Annotated in this window: 12 protein-coding genes and 1 pseudogene; 1 reads left to right on the top strand and 12 read right to left on the bottom strand. The window is 63.6% G+C overall.

What is annotated here, in order from left to right; translation table 11 throughout:
• From ABIB49_RS18590 to ABIB49_RS18550, 9 genes and pseudogenes are all read right to left on the bottom strand, one after another.
• The coding region (locus ABIB49_RS18590; RefSeq protein WP_354157591.1) for an amidohydrolase family protein at positions 1–353 on the bottom strand (353 nt) is incomplete at its 3' end.
• Positions 346–1,542 (bottom strand): glycerate kinase, encoded by a 1,197-nt coding sequence (locus ABIB49_RS18585; RefSeq protein WP_226776508.1) that lies wholly within the window; start codon positions 1,540–1,542, stop codon positions 346–348. The genes ABIB49_RS18585 and ABIB49_RS18590, both read right to left, overlap by 8 nt.
• A 60-nt stretch (positions 1,543–1,602) precedes the next feature.
• The gene (gene gcl / locus ABIB49_RS18580; RefSeq protein ID WP_226776509.1) at positions 1,603–3,381 is read right to left on the bottom strand and encodes a glyoxylate carboligase; all 1,779 of its coding nucleotides are present in this window, start codon (positions 3,379–3,381) and stop codon (positions 1,603–1,605) included.
• A gap of 55 nt (positions 3,382–3,436) precedes the next feature.
• Positions 3,437–4,321 (bottom strand): annotated as a pseudogene (locus ABIB49_RS18575) (2-hydroxy-3-oxopropionate reductase); the annotation flags it as partial.
• A gap of 33 nt (positions 4,322–4,354) precedes the next feature.
• Positions 4,355–5,155, bottom strand: a complete 801-nt coding sequence (locus ABIB49_RS18570; protein WP_282361009.1) for a hydroxypyruvate isomerase family protein — start codon at positions 5,153–5,155, stop codon at positions 4,355–4,357.
• 196 nt (positions 5,156–5,351) lie between these two features.
• Positions 5,352–6,164 (bottom strand): bifunctional allantoicase/(S)-ureidoglycine aminohydrolase, encoded by an 813-nt coding sequence (locus tag ABIB49_RS18565; RefSeq protein WP_354157590.1) that lies wholly within the window; start codon positions 6,162–6,164, stop codon positions 5,352–5,354.
• 15 nt (positions 6,165–6,179) lie between these two features.
• A complete protein-coding gene (locus ABIB49_RS18560; protein WP_282361008.1) occupies positions 6,180–7,451 on the bottom strand; it encodes a DUF6986 family protein in 1,272 nt (423 codons plus the stop codon).
• A gap of 3 nt (positions 7,452–7,454) precedes the next feature.
• Positions 7,455–9,053 (bottom strand): malate synthase A, encoded by a 1,599-nt coding sequence (gene aceB, locus ABIB49_RS18555; RefSeq protein WP_282361007.1) that lies wholly within the window; start codon positions 9,051–9,053, stop codon positions 7,455–7,457.
• Between the two features lie 27 nt (positions 9,054–9,080).
• The gene (locus tag ABIB49_RS18550) at positions 9,081–10,490 is read right to left on the bottom strand and encodes an NAD-dependent malic enzyme (RefSeq protein WP_354157589.1); all 1,410 of its coding nucleotides are present in this window, start codon (positions 10,488–10,490) and stop codon (positions 9,081–9,083) included.
• 209 nt (positions 10,491–10,699) lie between these two features.
• On the opposite strand from ABIB49_RS18550, the gene ABIB49_RS18545 reads away from it, so the two are divergent.
• Positions 10,700–11,455 carry an IclR family transcriptional regulator gene (locus ABIB49_RS18545; protein WP_354157588.1) on the top strand — a complete coding sequence of 252 codons (756 nt, stop codon included), beginning with the start codon at positions 10,700–10,702 and terminating at the stop codon, positions 11,453–11,455.
• Positions 11,456–11,516: 61 nt separating this feature from the next.
• On the opposite strand, the gene ABIB49_RS18540 is transcribed toward ABIB49_RS18545, so the two are convergent.
• The 3 genes from ABIB49_RS18540 to ABIB49_RS18530 all read right to left on the bottom strand — a co-directional run.
• The gene (locus tag ABIB49_RS18540) at positions 11,517–13,025 is read right to left on the bottom strand and encodes a nucleobase:cation symporter-2 family protein (RefSeq protein WP_282361005.1); all 1,509 of its coding nucleotides are present in this window, start codon (positions 13,023–13,025) and stop codon (positions 11,517–11,519) included.
• 132 nt (positions 13,026–13,157) lie between these two features.
• Positions 13,158–14,066, bottom strand: a complete 909-nt coding sequence (gene pucL / locus ABIB49_RS18535; protein ID WP_354157587.1) for a factor-independent urate hydroxylase — start codon at positions 14,064–14,066, stop codon at positions 13,158–13,160.
• 1,157 nt (positions 14,067–15,223) lie between these two features.
• Positions 15,224–15,469 (bottom strand): hypothetical protein (locus ABIB49_RS18530; protein ID WP_354157586.1); only part of this gene is annotated, 246 nt, incomplete at its 5' end.

The raw sequence follows: 15,469 nt of genomic DNA, 5'->3' as shown, positions 1-15,469 counted from the left end.
GCGACTTCACGTTTGAGTTTCAACCCTTCGACGGTGGTGGTCGGCGGAATGGAGTTCAGCGGCATGTCGATGATCGTCGTGACGCCCCCGGCCGCGGCGGCCCGGGTCGCGGACGCGAACCCTTCCCACTCCGTGCGGCCCGGTTCGTTGACGTGGACATGGGTATCGACCAGGCCCGGGATCATCGTCTCGTCATCGGCGAGGTCTATGACCTGCGTCCCGGCCAGGGCATTACCCAACGGCTCGATCGCCACGATCCGCCCGCCCCGGATCCCGACCTCCCGCGCCGCGATCCCCGCCGTCGTCAACACACGCCGACCACGAACAACCAAGTCATAGGGTTCTTCAAGCATTGAGGTACTCCTTCGAGGGCGTTGATTCCATGGGCCGGAACCAGGGTGAATCAGGACCGAGTTGGCCGCCGATGGTGGTGCCGACCGTTTCGAGCAGCCGCCCGGCTTCGGCGATGCACTTTTCCACGTTCTCTTCAATCGAGGTCAGGGCAAACGTGGACTGGAATCCCGCGGCGCGCAACTGACCGGCCGTCAATGTAGTGCGCCCGCAGACGGCGATGACCGGTACGCCGGCCAGGGCCGCTGCCCGCGCCACTCCCATGGGGGTTTTGCCGAGCAGGCTTTGTTCATCCAGGCTGCCCTCGCCGGTGATAACGAGGTCCGCCCCGACCAGCCGATGGGCGAGGTCGGTAAATTCAAGGACGACATCGATGCCTGGCCGGCGGGAGGCCGCCAGGACCGCGATGGCGGCATACCCGACGCCGCCGGCGGCACCGGCGCCCGGTGCCTCGGCAGCCTTTTGTGCCCGGAACCCCAGCTCATGGCTGAGCACGTCCACGAAGTGTCCCAGCGCGGAGTCGAGCGTTCTGACGTCTTCGCTGGACGCCCCCTTTTGCGGGCCAAACACCGCCGCCGCACCATCCGGGCCAAGCAGCGGATTGTCCACATCACTTGCCAGAACGAACCGTGTTTCCTCCAGCCGCGTATCGAACCCGGAGAAATCAATCCATTTCAGCCGGGCCAGGGCAGCCCCGCCGGCCGGAATTTCGTTTCCGTCAGAATCAATGAAGCGGGCACCGAGCCCCTGCAGCACCCCGGCGCCGCCGTCGGTGTTGGCGCTTCCGCCAACACCGAGGATGATCTTGCGGCACCCTGCGTCCAAGGCTGCCCGGATCAGCTGCCCGGTACCCAGAGAAGTTGATCCCAACGCATCTCTGATGCCGCCGGGCAACACGGCAAGTCCTGATGCCGTCGCCATTTCGATAATCGCTTCGCGGCCACGGACGGCGAATTCGGCTTCCAGCGGCTCGCCCGTCGGGCCGCTGACGATAGCGGTACGGCGGGTGAAACCGCTGCCGACAGCAGCATCGAGGGTACCTTCGCCGCCGTCGGCCACGGGAATGCCATCCACGTCCAGGACCTGGCCGGCGGCCCGCTTTACGGAGCGAAGACCTGCCGTGAGATGGGCAACGATGTCCGGGGCCGTCAGTGAGCCCTTGAACTTGTCCGGTGCTATGACCACTCTCATGCCGGGGGTTCCTTTCAATGATTCGGACGCGCCGGGTTGGCGCGCGGGAGACGGCTGGTGTTAGTCAAGCATTGCGATGATGGCCGTGGGGGCGTCGGCGCCCTGCGCAGCGACCTCCTCGAACTCGTTGATCGCATTGATCTCGGTGCCCATGGAGATGTTGGTGATCTTTTCCAGGATCACCTCGACCACCACGGGAACGTTGAACTCGCTCATCAGCGCCTTGGCCTTGTCGAAGGCTGCCGAAAGGTCACTCGGGTCTTCCACCCGGATGGCTTTGCAACCCAGGCCTTCGGCAACCTTCAAGTGGTCCACGCCATAGCCCTTGGTCTCCGGAGAGTTGATGTTTTCGAACGCCAGGGACACGTTCTGCTCCATCTTGAAGCCGCGCTGGGACTGGCGGATCAGGCCCAAGTACGAGTTGTTCACCACCACGTGCACGTACGGGAGGTTGAACTGTGCGCCGACGGCCAGTTCTTCGATCATGAACTGGAAATCGTAGTCGCCGGACAAGGCAACGACTGTCTCGTCCGGCTTCCCGCGGACCACACCGAGTGCGGCAGGTCCGGTCCATCCCAGCGGGCCGGCCTGGCCAGCGTTGATCCATTTGCGGGGCCCGAACACGTGGAGCATCTGGGCACCGGCGATCTGGGAGAGGCCAATCGTGGTTACGTAAGTGGTGTCTTTGCCGAAGGACTTGTTCATTTCCTCGTAGACACGCTGCGGCTTGATCGGGACATTTTCAAAGTGCGTTTTGCGCTGCAGCGATCCCTTGCGCAGGACGCATTCGCCGACCCAGTCGCTGTAATCGGGCAAGGTGCCGGCGGCTTTGCGCTCCCGGGCCAGCTCCAGGAGCCCGTCCAATGCCGCGCCGGCGTCGGAGGCAATGCCCAGGTCCGGGGAGAAGACGCGGCCGATCTGGGTCGGTTCGATGTCGATGTGCACGAACTTGCGGCCGGACGTGTAGGTGTCCAGTCCGCCGGTGTGGCGGTTGGCCCAGCGGTTGCCGATCCCGATCACAAAGTCCGAGGCCAGCATGGTCTCGTTTCCGTAGCGGTGTGAGGTCTGCAGGCCCACCATGCCGGCCATCAGGCGGTGGTCGTCCGGGATGCTGCCCCAGCCCATCAGGGTGGGGATGACCGGGACGTTGAGCAGTTCGGCCAGTTCGACAAGCTGTGCCGAGGCCGAAGCGTTGATCACGCCGCCGCCGGCGACGATCAAGGGGTGCTGCGCCGCGGTGAGCATGTCCAGGGCCTTGTCCAACTGCTTGCGGCTGGCTTTGGGCTTTTCCACCGGAAGGGGCTCGTAGGTGTCGATGTCGAATTCGATCTCGGCCATCTGCACATCGAACGGGAGGTCCAGCAGCACCGGGCCGGGGCGGCCGGAGCGCATCAGCTGGAAGGCTTTCTGAAAGGCGCCGGGGATCTGGCCGGGCTCCAGAACTGTCATTGCCATTTTGGTGACGGGTTTGGCGATGGATTCGATGTCCACGGCCTGGAAGTCTTCCTTGTGGAGCTTGGCAACGGGGGCCTGCCCGGTGATGCAGAGCATGGGGATGGAGTCCGCCCACGCCGCATAGAGTCCGGTGATCATGTCGGTGCCGGCGGGACCGGACGTGCCGATGCAGATGCCGATGTTCCCGTCCTTGGCCCGGGAGTACCCGTCGGCCATGTGCGAGGCGCCTTCCACGTGCCTGGCGAGGGTGTGGCGGATGCCACCGTGCTCCCGCATCGCCGAGTAAAAGGGGTTGATCGCAGCACCTGGCAGGCCGAACGCCTCAATGGCGCCCTCCTTTGCCAGGATCGCGACGGCTGCATCTACGGTGCGCATTTTCGTCATGGTGTTCTCCTTGAAAGTCTGTTGGGTGTGCTGGTCCGGCTCAGGTGCGGCAGTGTTACTTGCGGCCGCTGAGCTGGAGGGTCTGCTTGAACAGACCCGAGTGGTCGAGGCCGCCGTCGCCCTGGTTGACAGTGGCTGCGACGAGCTGAGCGGCGAGGGCGCCGAGCGGGAGCGAGACGTTGGCTTCGCGGGCGGCCGAAGTGACGATACCCATGTCCTTGTGGTGGAGCGCGAGGCGGAAGCCGGGCGCGAAGTCGCGGTCCAGCATCTTCTGGCCCTTCTGGTCCAGCACTTTGGAGCCGGCCAGGCCGCCACCGAGGACCTTGAGCGCGGCATCAGTATCCACGCCGTAGGCCTCAAGGAAGGCTACGGCTTCGCCCAGTACCTGGATGTTGACGGCGACGATCAGCTGGTTGGCCGCTTTGACGGTCTGCCCGGAGCCGGCTGGGCCTACGTGGACGATGGTCTTTCCCACAGCGTTGAGCACGTCCTGTGCTGCTTCGAAGTCTGCTGCGTCGCCGCCGACCATAATGGAAAGCGCGGCGGTGATGGCGCCCTGCTCGCCGCCTGACACCGGGGCGTCCAGGGCACGGATACCGGCGGCCTTGGCATCGTCCGCCAGCCGCTTGGCCACATCGGGGCGGATGCTGCTGGCATCAATCCAGAGGGTGCCCTGCTTCGCGTTCGCGAACAGGCCCTCGGGTCCGGAGACGACGCTTTCGACGTCAGGTGAGTCCGGAACCATCGTAATAACGACGTCCGCGTCCCTGACAGCGTCGGCGATGCTCGCTGCACCCCGGCCGCCCTCGGAGACCAGCGTGTCGATCTTGTCCTGGCTGCGGTTGAAGCCGGTGACGCTGTGGCCTGCCTTGACGAGGTTGATGGCCATGGGAAGGCCCATGATGCCGAGACCGATGACTGTGACGTTGCTCATGTTGTATTCCTTTGCTGAAGTAGGGTGGCCGGTGCGCGGTCAGTGCGCAGCAGGCTGGCGGATGGCCCAGTTGAAGGCGGCTTTGGCCGGTTCTTTGTATTCGAGGCCGATGTAGCCCGTGTAGCCGAGTTCGCGGCTCCGGGAGATCCATTCGCCGAGCGGGAGGTTTCCGGTTCCGGGGGCTCCGCGGCCGGGGTTGTCGGCGATTTGGATGTGGCCGAAGTCTTTGGCGTGCTGTTCAATCACGGCGGCGACGTCGTCCCCGTTGACGGCCAGGTGGTAGAAGTCGGCAAGGAGCTTGATGTTCTCCGCGCCGGACTCGTCCTTGACCCTGGCGATCACCTTCAGGGCGTCGGCGGCCGTGAGCAGCGGGTAGCGCGGTGCGCCGCTGACCGGCTCCAGCAGGACGGTGCCACCGATCCGCGCGACGGCGGCGGCGGCCGTCGCGAGGTTCTCGGCGGCCACGGCGTCCTGCTGTTCGGCGGAATCTCCCGCAGTGCGGTTGCCGTAGAGGGCGTTGAACGCTGTGCACCCGAGTCGCTCGCCGATGCCCGCGACGACGTCGATGTTGTCCAGGAACTCGGCCGAGCGGGCCGGCCAGGACACCAGGCCACGGTCGCCTTCCGGCATGTTGCCTGCGTTGAAGTTCAGACCCGAGAGCTGGACACCGGCGTCGGAAATGGCCTTCTCAAACTTGGCTACCTCGCTGTCCGAGGGTACGGAGGTCTCAAACGGCCACCAGAATTCGACGGCGTCAAACCCTGCTGCCTTGGCGGCCGCGGGCCGCTCGAGGAGCGGCAGTTCCGTCAGCAGGATGGAGCAGTTCACGGTATACGTCATTGGATTCGTCCTTAGCCCTCTGAACCGGCAACAACCGGTAGTCTTGATATCTTCCAGATTCCGCTTTGTGGAATCTTTATTCTGCTTTATGAAAAGTTTAGGCTTCGTTGTCCGCGACGTCAACCTGCGCAGCACCCCGGTGGCGGTTAAAGCGCGACGCCCCGGCCTAGTAGGGCCGGGGCGCACGCGCGGGTGGTTAGGTCAGGCGGATCTGGCGGTTGACATCCTTGTAGAGCAGGTAGCGGAAATTGCCGGGGCCGCCGGCGTAGCATGCCTGCGGGCAGAAGGCACGCAGCCACATAAAGTCGCCCGCCTCGACCTCTACCCAGTCATTGTTGAGCAAGTACATGGCCTTGCCCTCCAGGACGTACAGGCCGTGCTCCATCACGTGTGTTTCCGGGAATGGGATCACTCCGCCAGGCTTGAACGTCACGATGTTCACGTGCATATCGTGGGCCAGATCGCCGGGGTCCGCGAAACGTGTGGTCTTCCAGACGCCGTCAACATCCGGCATTTCACGCGGCTCGACTTCCTGGTCACTGGTGACAAAGGATTTCGCCTCGTAGCCTTCCAACCGCTCGTAGGCCTTGCGGATCCAGTGGAAGGAGACGATCTCATCCGAGACGTTCTCCAGGCCCCACTGCGCGCCGGCAGCAATGTAGGCGTAACCGCCTTCTTCGAGCTGGTGCAGTTCACCGTCAAGCGTCAGATTAACCTTGCCCTTGGTGACGAAGATGACGCCTTCAACGCCAGCCTCGAATTCCGCCTTGGGCGCGCCGCCGCCCGGGCCAATCTCCACGATCAGCTGGGAAAAAGTAGTAGCGAACCCGGAGATTGGGCGGGCGATGATCCATGAGCGGGTGTTCGAAAAGCCCGGCAGGTTGCTGGTGACGATGTCTGTCAGGACGCCCTTCGGGATGACCGTATAGGCTTCCGTGACGATGGCGCGCTCGGTGGTGAGGTGGGTCTGCGGCGGCAAGCCGCCTTCAGGTGTGTAGTACTTGCCCATCAGGTGAATCCTTACTTAGGAGGTGGAAGTGGTGGCCAGCCGGGGGTGGGCCAGTGCTGTCAGCCGTGGAACTCCGACGCCGGCAAGCGCCTGGACTTCGTCGGCACCTACGGCGCCGCACTGGACGCCGCGCAGCACAAAAGCCGCCAGTGCCCGGGCGGTGGCCGGCTCGTCCATCACGCCGCCTTCGGTCTGTTCAACGTAGTTTCGCAGCCGGGCAGCGGCGGCCGGAAGCCCTTGGCGATAGAAGGCGTAGCTAGCTGAAAAACGGCTGGGCAGCTGGGCTGGATGGAGGTCCCAGCCCTGGTAGTAGCCCCGCTCCAGCGAACGGCGGACCAGCCGGCCATGGATCGCCCAGGCATTCTCAACACCATCTCCGACGGGAATGATATTGGTCGAGCCGTCGGAGAGGCGGATGCCCGTACCGGCGACAGCCAGCTGCATAACCTCCTTGGCGAAGTCGGCCACGGGATGTTCCATCGACTGGTACTCGGCAGAGATCTGCAGGGACGCGGAATAGTCGTACGTTCCGTAGTGCAGGGCACTGATCCGGCCCGGGACGATGTGCGGCAGCTGCGCCACCGGGGAGGTCCCGTCGGGACCGAGGATGAGTTGGGGTGTTTCCACCTGCACTTCAAACCTGAGCCGCCCGTGCGGCAGCGAGTGGATCTCCTCAAGCCGGGAGACGGCATAGTCCATGGCCTGCACTTGGGCCACTGTGGTGACCTTGGGCAGTGTCAGGATAAGGCCCTCCGGGAGTTCGCCGGCGGCCGCAAGTGATGCCACGAAAAGATCCAGCGTGCGAAGTCCCCGGTTTCGGGTGGCAGCTTCAAAGCACTTGAAGCGGATGCCAATGAACGGCGGCGCCGTGCCCGCAGCAACCGCGGCCGCCACGGCCGCAGCCGCACCCACAGCCGCAGCATCCTCAGCGTCGTCTCCCCGGTCCCCGTAGCCGTCCTCGAAGTCCAGCCTCAGGTCCTCGATCGGCTCGGCTGCCAGTTTGGGTGCCACCCGGGCGGCCACCGAGTTGGCGAGTTCGGCATCCTGGCCGAGCAGTTCGCCGATGCGGGCCAAGCCGCCGTGGGCCTCTGCTGCCGCCAGCGCTTGGGCTCCCCACTCGGCCGCCAACGACGGCGTGAACCGGTCTGCGGGAACGTAGACCGTGTGCACCGGTTGGCGGGAACCGTCGTCGCCCGGGTAGTTCTGCTCCAGCAGGCGGTCCGTTGCCACGAGTTGCGCTTCGATCTCGGCCAGGTCCCTGCTGGTCAGCGAAAGGTGCTGTGCCACCTTTCAGCCGACCAGTTCGTAGGCGGGGGTGGTGAGGAAGTCCGTGTATTCCTCGGAGAGGCAGATGTCCGCGATCAGCCCGCTGGCGGGCTGGTAGTAGCGGCGGAACGCCTCATCGCCGAACTCGGAACGGAGCCGCTCCGTTTCCTCGCCCAGGATGCGCTCCACCAGTTCCCGCGTGACGGTGTTGCCGGTATCTGCCAGGACGGATTTGTTGCGGATCTGCTGCCAGACCTGCGAGCGGGAGATCTCCGCCGTGGCGGCGTCCTCCATAAGGTTATGGATGGCCACAGCACCGTTTCCGGAGATCCAGACCGCGGTGTAGGCGACGGCGACGTAGAGGTTCAGGCGCAGGCCGGCCTCGGTGACCTGGCCGTCGGCCGAAGCGATATCCAGGAGTTGTTCCGCGGTGACCGAGACCTCTGGCCGCAGCTTGTCCAGCTGGTTGGGACGGTCGCCAAGGACCGAATCGAACACTTCACGGCACGTCGGCACCAGATCTGGGTGGGCCACCCAGGACCCGTCGAAGCCATCGTTGGCCTCCCGGGTTTTGTCAGCCCGGACCTTGGCAAATGCGGCTTCCGTAACCTCAGGATGTCGGCGGTTGGGGATCACCGCAGCCATGCCTCCCATCGCAAAAGCGCCGCGGTGGTGGCAGGTCTTGACCAGCAGTTCCGTGTAGGCGCGCATAAACGGTGCCGTCATGGCCACCGAGGCGCGGTCCGGAAGAACAAACTCCTCGCCGGCATCGCGGAAATACTTGATGATGCTGAACAGGTAGTCCCAGCGTCCGGCGTTGAGTCCGGAGGCGTGGTCGCGGAGTTCGAACAGGATCTCGTCCATTTCAAACGCAGCAGGAATCGTCTCGACCAGCACCGTGGCACGGACGGTTCCCTGCGGGATGCCGAGCCGGTCCTGGGCGAAGACAAACACATCGTTCCAGAGCCGCGCTTCACGGTGGCTCTCCATCTTGGGCAGATAGTAGTACGGGCCCTGTCCGTTGCTGATGAGTTGCTTGGCGACGTGGAAGAAGTGCAGACCGAAATCAACCAGCGCGCCGACCGCCGGCCGACCGTTAACAAGAAGGTGGCGTTCCTCCATGTGCCAGCCGCGCGGACGTGCGACGACGACGGCGAGCGGTACATCCGTCCGGAGGGTGTACTCCTTTCCCTCCGGGGAGATGTAGCTCAGTGTGCCAGCGGCGGCGTCCCGCAGGTTCAGGATCGCGTCTATAACGTTGGCCCAGGTGGGTGTGCTGGCATCCTCAAGATCTGCCAGCCAGACCTTTGCGCCCGAGTTCAGCGCGTTGATGGCCATTTTGGCCGGTGTGGCGGGTCCGGTCATTTCCACACGCCGGTCCTGCAGGGCGGCCGGAGCGGGGGCCACCGTCCAGTCGCCCGCGCGGACGTCCCGGGTCTCGGGCAGGAAGTCGAGCTTGCCGGTCCGGGCTACCTGCTCGCGCCTAACCACGCGGGCCGCGAGGAGTTCGGCACGGGTACCGGCGAAGCGAAGGTGGAGTTCCTCCACAAAGGCCAACGCCTCCGGGGTCAGAATTTCTTCGGCACGTGCAATCGGGTGCGGGTCAGTGACTGAGAGAGCCATGGTCCGGGTCCTTTCCTTGACGGTGAATCAGGCTTTTGCGAAGACAGCTGCACGTGCTGCGTGGGCTGCGTGGGCGACCGCGGACGCTACGTCGGCGGCAACATGCGGATCAAAGACACTGGGAATGATGTAGCTGGCGTTAAGCTCGTCATCGGCCACACGGTTGGCGATTGCCTCGGCGGCGGCCACCAGCATCTCCGGGATGATGTCCGATGCTCCGGCGTCCAGGAGGCCGCGGAAGAAGCCGGGGAAGGCCAGCACGTTGTTGATCTGGTTCGGGAAGTCGCTGCGGCCGGTGGCCACAACTGCCGCGTGAAGGGACGCGACGGCCGGGTCGATTTCCGGGGTCGGGTTGGCCATGGCGAAGACGATCGCGTCCTTCGCCATGGAAGCGACCTGCTCCTCGCCGATCACGTTGGGGGCGCTGACGCCGATGAAGACGTCGGCGCCCTTAATCGCCTCATGCAGTGTCCCGGAGAAGCCTTCCTCGTTGGTGTTCGCCGCGATCCAGCTGCGGTGTTCGTCGTCGTAGTCCTGGCCGGAGTGGATGGCACCGGAGCGTCCGGCGGCGATGATGTGCCGGGCGCCCTGGACCTTGAGCAGCTGGATAATGGCCGAACCGGCGGCACCAACCCCCGAGACGACGATCCGCACGTCGGCGAGCTTTTTGTCCACCACCCGCAGCGCGTTGACCAGGGCAGCCAGGGTGACAATGGCGGTGCCGTGCTGATCGTCGTGGAAGACAGGGATGTCAAGCTCTTCGCGGAGGCGGTTCTCGATCTCGAAGCAGCGCGGTGCGGCGATGTCTTCAAGGTTCACACCACCGTAGACGGGGGCTAGGGCCTTGACGATCATGATGATTTCCTCGGTGTCCTGGGTGTCCAGGCACACCGGCCAGGCGTCGACATTGGCGAACTGCTTGAACAGCGCCGCCTTGCCTTCCATTACGGGCAGGGCAGCCGCGGGGCCAATGTTGCCCAGGCCCAAGACGGCGGACCCGTCGGTCACGACGGCGATTGTGTTGCGCTTGACTGTGAGGTTCCGGGCGGCGTCGGGGTTCTCGGCGATCGCCATACAAACGCGCGCCACTCCCGGCGTGTAGGCACGGGAGAGATCGTCGCGGTTGCGGAGGGCCACCTTGGGCACCACCTCGAGCTTGCCGCCGAGGTGCATTAGGAAGGTACGGTCCGAGACGTTGCGGACCGTAACGCCCGCGAGAGCGTTCAGCGCGTCTTTGACGCGGCCGGCGTGCTCGTCGTCGGTGGTGTTGCAGGTGACATCGACCACGAGCGTCTCGTGGTGGGACTCGGTGACGTCCAGCGCGGTAATTGCGGCACCGGCAGCGCCGACAGCGGCCGCGAGTTCGCTCGTGGCGGTGAAGCTGGACGGCGCGTCCACGCGAAGGGTGATCGAATTTCCGGGGCTCGGGTTCGCCATTGAATGTTCCTCCAGTTCGGGCCCGGGGATGGGCTGCTGTGCTAAATGAAAAAGTTTCGTATTATGGATATTATTATCTACTGAGTGGAAATACAACCCTGCGGTGTTGTGGTGAGACTCAGCGCGGTGCTGTATCTTAGGGATTTCAAGCAATTATTTTCACGATGTGGATATAACGTGCCGGACCGATCCAGCAGGAGACCATTGTTATGGCCGAAAAAGCCCCCGGAGGCGTGCAGTCCGTTGAGCGCGTCTTCGAACTCTTGGAACTCATTACCGACGCCGGCGGAAATGTCACGTTGAGCGAGCTCTCGTCCTCGACCGAATTGCCGCTCCCGACGATTCACCGCCTGCTGCGCACGCTCGTAACGCTGGGTTACATCAGGCAGCTGCCCAACCGCCGCTACGCATTGGGGCCCCGACTGATCCGGCTCGGCGAAGCGGCGAACCAGCAGCTGGGCGCCGTCGCCCGGCCACAACTGAAGTCCCTCGTGGACCGACTGGGCGAGACAGCCAACATGGCGGTACTGGATTCGGACATGGTCATCTACGTGGCACAGGTGCCGTCCCTGCACTCCATGCGGATGTTCACCGAGGTGGGCCGCCGTGCCCATACCCATGCCACCGGCGTCGGCAAGGCAATCCTGGCCCAGCTCGACGACGAAACCGTCCGCGGGATTGTCCACCGCAGCGGGATGCCCATTGCCACGCCGAAAAGCATTGGCGACGTGGAGAGCCTGCTCCTTGAGCTGAAGCTGATCCGTGAACGTGGCTACTCCATCGATGAGGAAGAACAGGAAATTGGCGTTCGTTGCTTCGCTATGGCGGTTCCTGATTCACCCACCCCGGCAGCCATTTCGGTGTCCGGTCCGGTGTCGCGGGTGGACCAGTCCTTCGCGGAACGTGCCGTGCCCTTGCTGCGTGAAGCCGCACTGGCAATTTCAGCTGAGCTGAACCACCAGTAGGCCTTGTTGGCACTGTCTTCGCGGCCGTCGCGAAGACAGTGCCAACCGCGGGCGTTGGGGGTCAGTGTCCGGCCGGGCCGCCGGTAGACTCCAGCGGCACTTCCTTGCCGTCGCAGTCAATCAGCTTGCCGTTTTCGTAGCGGTCACCGTCGGCCAGGCACTTGAGGTCTTCCTCGCGGATGACCCGCCCTGTTCCGGCGACGAAGACCGACTGGTTCTCCGAGTTTCCTGCCTTCAGGTGGTTGAAGAGCAGGTTCAGTGCGATGGCCATCACGGCGGCGGAGCTGATGCCGGAGTGGAAGATGGTGCCGAACCAGGACGGAAACTTGTCGTAGAAGGTGGGAGCGGCAATCGGAATCATGCCGAAGCCGATCGATGCCGCCACGATGATCAGGTTCATGTTATTGCGGTACTCCACCTTTGCCAGAGTCCTGATGCCGCTCGCGGCGACCGTTCCGAAAAGTACAATCCCGGCTCCGCCAAGGACTGCCGTCGGGACCGCAGCAACAACCCGGCCCATCACCGGCAGCAGGCCAAGAAGGACCAGGATAACGCCGCCTGCCGCGACAACGTAGCGGCTCTTGATCTTGGTGACGGCTACCAGGCCCACATTCTGGGCAAACGCACTCTGGGTGAAGGAGCCAAAGACCGGCGCCACCATGCTGGAGACCATATCGGCGCGCAGGCCGGCAGCGATCCGTTTGGAATCGGTTTTGGTGCCGACGATTTCCCCGACGGCCAGAATGTCGGCCATGGTCTCGGTCAGGATGACCAGGACCACGATCACCATCGAAATGATCGCGGCGACTTCGAAGGTCGGGGCACCGAAGTGGAAGGGCGTGGGAAAGGCAACGATCGGCCCACTACCCACCTTCGAAAAGTCGGCCATGCCGGTGACAACCGCAACCACGGTACCAATCACAATTGCCAGCAGGATGGAGAGCCGGGAAATGGTGGCACTGCCGACCTTACTGAGAATCAGGACCAGGGCAAGCGTCACCGCGGCCAGCCCGATGTTGGCCATACTGCCGTAATTGTCGGCTTTCCTGTTTCCACCCATGGCCCAGTTGGCGGCGACGGGCATCAGCGTCAACCCAATGGTGGTGATGACGGTTCCGGTGACCACGGGCGGGAAGAACCGGACGATCTTGGAGAAGACCGGGGCAATGAGCAGGCCGATGGCGGCAGAGACGATGACAGCACCGAAAACTGCCGGCAGGCCGCCACCGCCCGTAACGACTGCGACCATGGTGGCGACGCTGGCAAACGACACACCCTGCACCAGCGGCAGCTGCGAACCGAAGAACGGCAACCCGAGGGTCTGCAGAAGTGTGGCAAGGCCGCCCATAAAGAGCGCTGCGGCAATGAGGATTCCAACGTCTGCGGGCGACAGTCCCGCTGCCTGACCCACAATCAGCGGCACGGCAATGATTCCGCCGTACATCGTCAGGACGTGTTGGAAGCCGTAGGCGAAGCTGCTTCCGATGGAAAGCCGTTCGTCTTCGGGGCGGGCCGAAGACGTGCGGCCGCCGCTCGCCTTGGCGGAGTTCTTGGCATTTTTTAGGTTCATGGCAGACCTTCTTGGTTCATGGCAGACGTCGTCGTCTGGCTAACTGGTGTCTGGCTAACTGGATGCTGCAGGTACGTCGGTGGTGCGGTGGCGCAGGTACGGAGTACCCGCGCCACCGCCATGTTCTTCAACTCAGCAGAAGCCGGCGATTCCCGACCATGCAATGGCCGCCGGAGTGGACTCCTCGCGCTGGACGGTGGCCTCGATCAGGCCGTACGGCCGGTCTGCGGCGAAGAAGACCTCATTGGGGTTGTCAAGGCCGAAGGGTGAGAGGTCCACCAGGAAGTGGTGCTTGTTCGGCATGGAGAATTTGATCTCGTCGATCTCCGCGTGGGCCTCCAGGACCTTCTTGCCCATGTCGAAGAGTGTCTGTTGCAGGGCGTGCGAGTAGTTCTCGGTGAACCCTTCAAGAAGCAGGCCCTTGACATCTTCATAGCTCTTGTTGAAATCGAAGCTGCTGAAGTCCGTCCCGGTCTTGAAGCGCCAGCGCGCGGCCACATCCGTAGCCAGGATCCGGTCCGTGGTCTCCGGCAGCGTCGTGTACCTGTCCTTGGGGTAGCCGACGAAGCCTGACTGGGTGGTTTTGAGGACGGTGAGGTCCCGGAGCCCGGAAATGAGGTGGTTGGTGTCACCGTCACGGATGAGTACGACGGTGCGGATTTCCTGTCCGTTGCGCACGAATGAATGGTCGTGGGAGGTGCCGTGGGACTGGATGCGGTCCCAACTGTAGGCCTCGGCTTCCCAGCGTCCGCCGGAGACCCAGTCGAAGCTGGAGGTGAAGTGATTACCCAACCGAAGCAGCAAAGCCTCGGGCGAGCCGATGCCTTCGCGGGCGAACGCGTACACCGTGTTCTTCTGGGTGTCGGTTGGCACAACGTGGGCGTTGTCCCCCGCCAGATGCGCAGCGGAAAAATCGCCGCGGAGCTGTGAGGAGACGTTGAGATCCTCAATTTCGTGCCGGTCCGAATCCCGCGTGATCTTGACGACGCGGACTTCCGCCTTGCCGAACTGATTTTCGCCAAGGATGATGTTGCTGCTCATGGTCTGCTCCAAACTTCCGTTATGTGAAAGAAATAATCCACACTGAAAACGGGCGCATTTTCTATTGCGTCCAATGGTTTGCTGTCGACCCAAACAAAAAATGAGCCGACATCGCTACGATGTCAGCTCATTACAACCCTGCCTGCTGCTCCCAGGTTACGTGACGTCCGCCACGAAGTACTTCAACACTAAGGGACACAGACCGTGTTGTACATCACAATCCAGAAGAAACTTTTCCGCACCGCGCCGGTTCCGCGCACCCACCGAGCCCCTTGACCGACCGATCCCACGTCCGTATGCTTTTTCATACAGTAAAAAAGAAATTTCATCAGATGGAAATGAGGTCGTTATGTCGCATGATGAGGGGCACGTGCCCGCACAGTCGGAATCTTCAGCAGGGTCAGCAGCGCCAGCTCCTGACTTCTATTTTCCTGCCGGCGGCGGTACGGATCCTGACTTCGCTCCGCGCGCTGAGACGGTGAACGTTCGGGGCCCATTCTCACGGTGGCTGCACAAATCGCTGCTCGCCGGCAGGTGACGGGACTCCCCTGCCGGGTTACGAACACCGCCGGAGCGCCGGTTGTTGGGCTGCTTAAAGCGCGACGGCGATCGCGCATCAGCCGGATCGGACACGTCAGGCTTGGGTTGAAACCAGCGGCCCACGGCAACTCCGCATAAATCCCAGGGCTGGAATCAGGTACCGGATCCACGTCAAGCGCCACAATCCCGCGGCCCCGCGGCTTCGCGGCGTGGCCAGGGTGGGTCAACGCGTGTTGCCATCACCCCGCGCCGAGGGCCCCGGACCCCGCCGCGGCGCATCTTCCGCCACAATCAGCGGACCATCCGGACGCTTCTTTAACTTCCCGCGGCGATGGACCCTGGCGGGCATCTCCGAGCACAAGCGACACTGATGAACTGGCTATTGCCGTGGTGTGCGGCAACGTTGTCTAAAACCAATGTCTCCAAGCCAGCTCTTTCAAGGAAGCTGGTGCAAGTCCGTCCCGGACCGCGGGTACCAGCTTCGCGACGGTTCACAGTCGAGCAGGCGCGTCCCGCAGTTCCGTGCGCCCGGCCGTGGAGGTAATGTCCACGAACGGGCGCGCTGTCGGCTCGGCGATATACGCGGCCACGGCGAAGGAACGCGCGGTGGTGGACCCTCAGGAGTCCCCGCCGGCCCCTCCCGTAGTCCCGGCCGTGACATCCAGCAGGCGGTATTTTTCGATTGCCTGGGCGGGTGCTTGGGTGTCTACTTCGCCGCGGCGGGCGAGCATCTGCAGGGAACGGACGACCACTGAGTGGATGTCGTTCTTGAAGAAGCGTCGTGCTGCGGCGCGGGTGTCGGAGAAGCCGAAGCCGTCCGCGCCGAGGGAGGCGAACTCGTTCGGGATGAACTGGCGGATCTG

Origin of the sequence: Arthrobacter sp. UYCu512 (genome assembly GCF_040547075.1) — a bacterium.
Taxonomy (GTDB): domain Bacteria; phylum Actinomycetota; class Actinomycetes; order Actinomycetales; family Micrococcaceae; genus Arthrobacter.
This window is presented reverse-complemented; position numbering and strand designations above follow the sequence as displayed.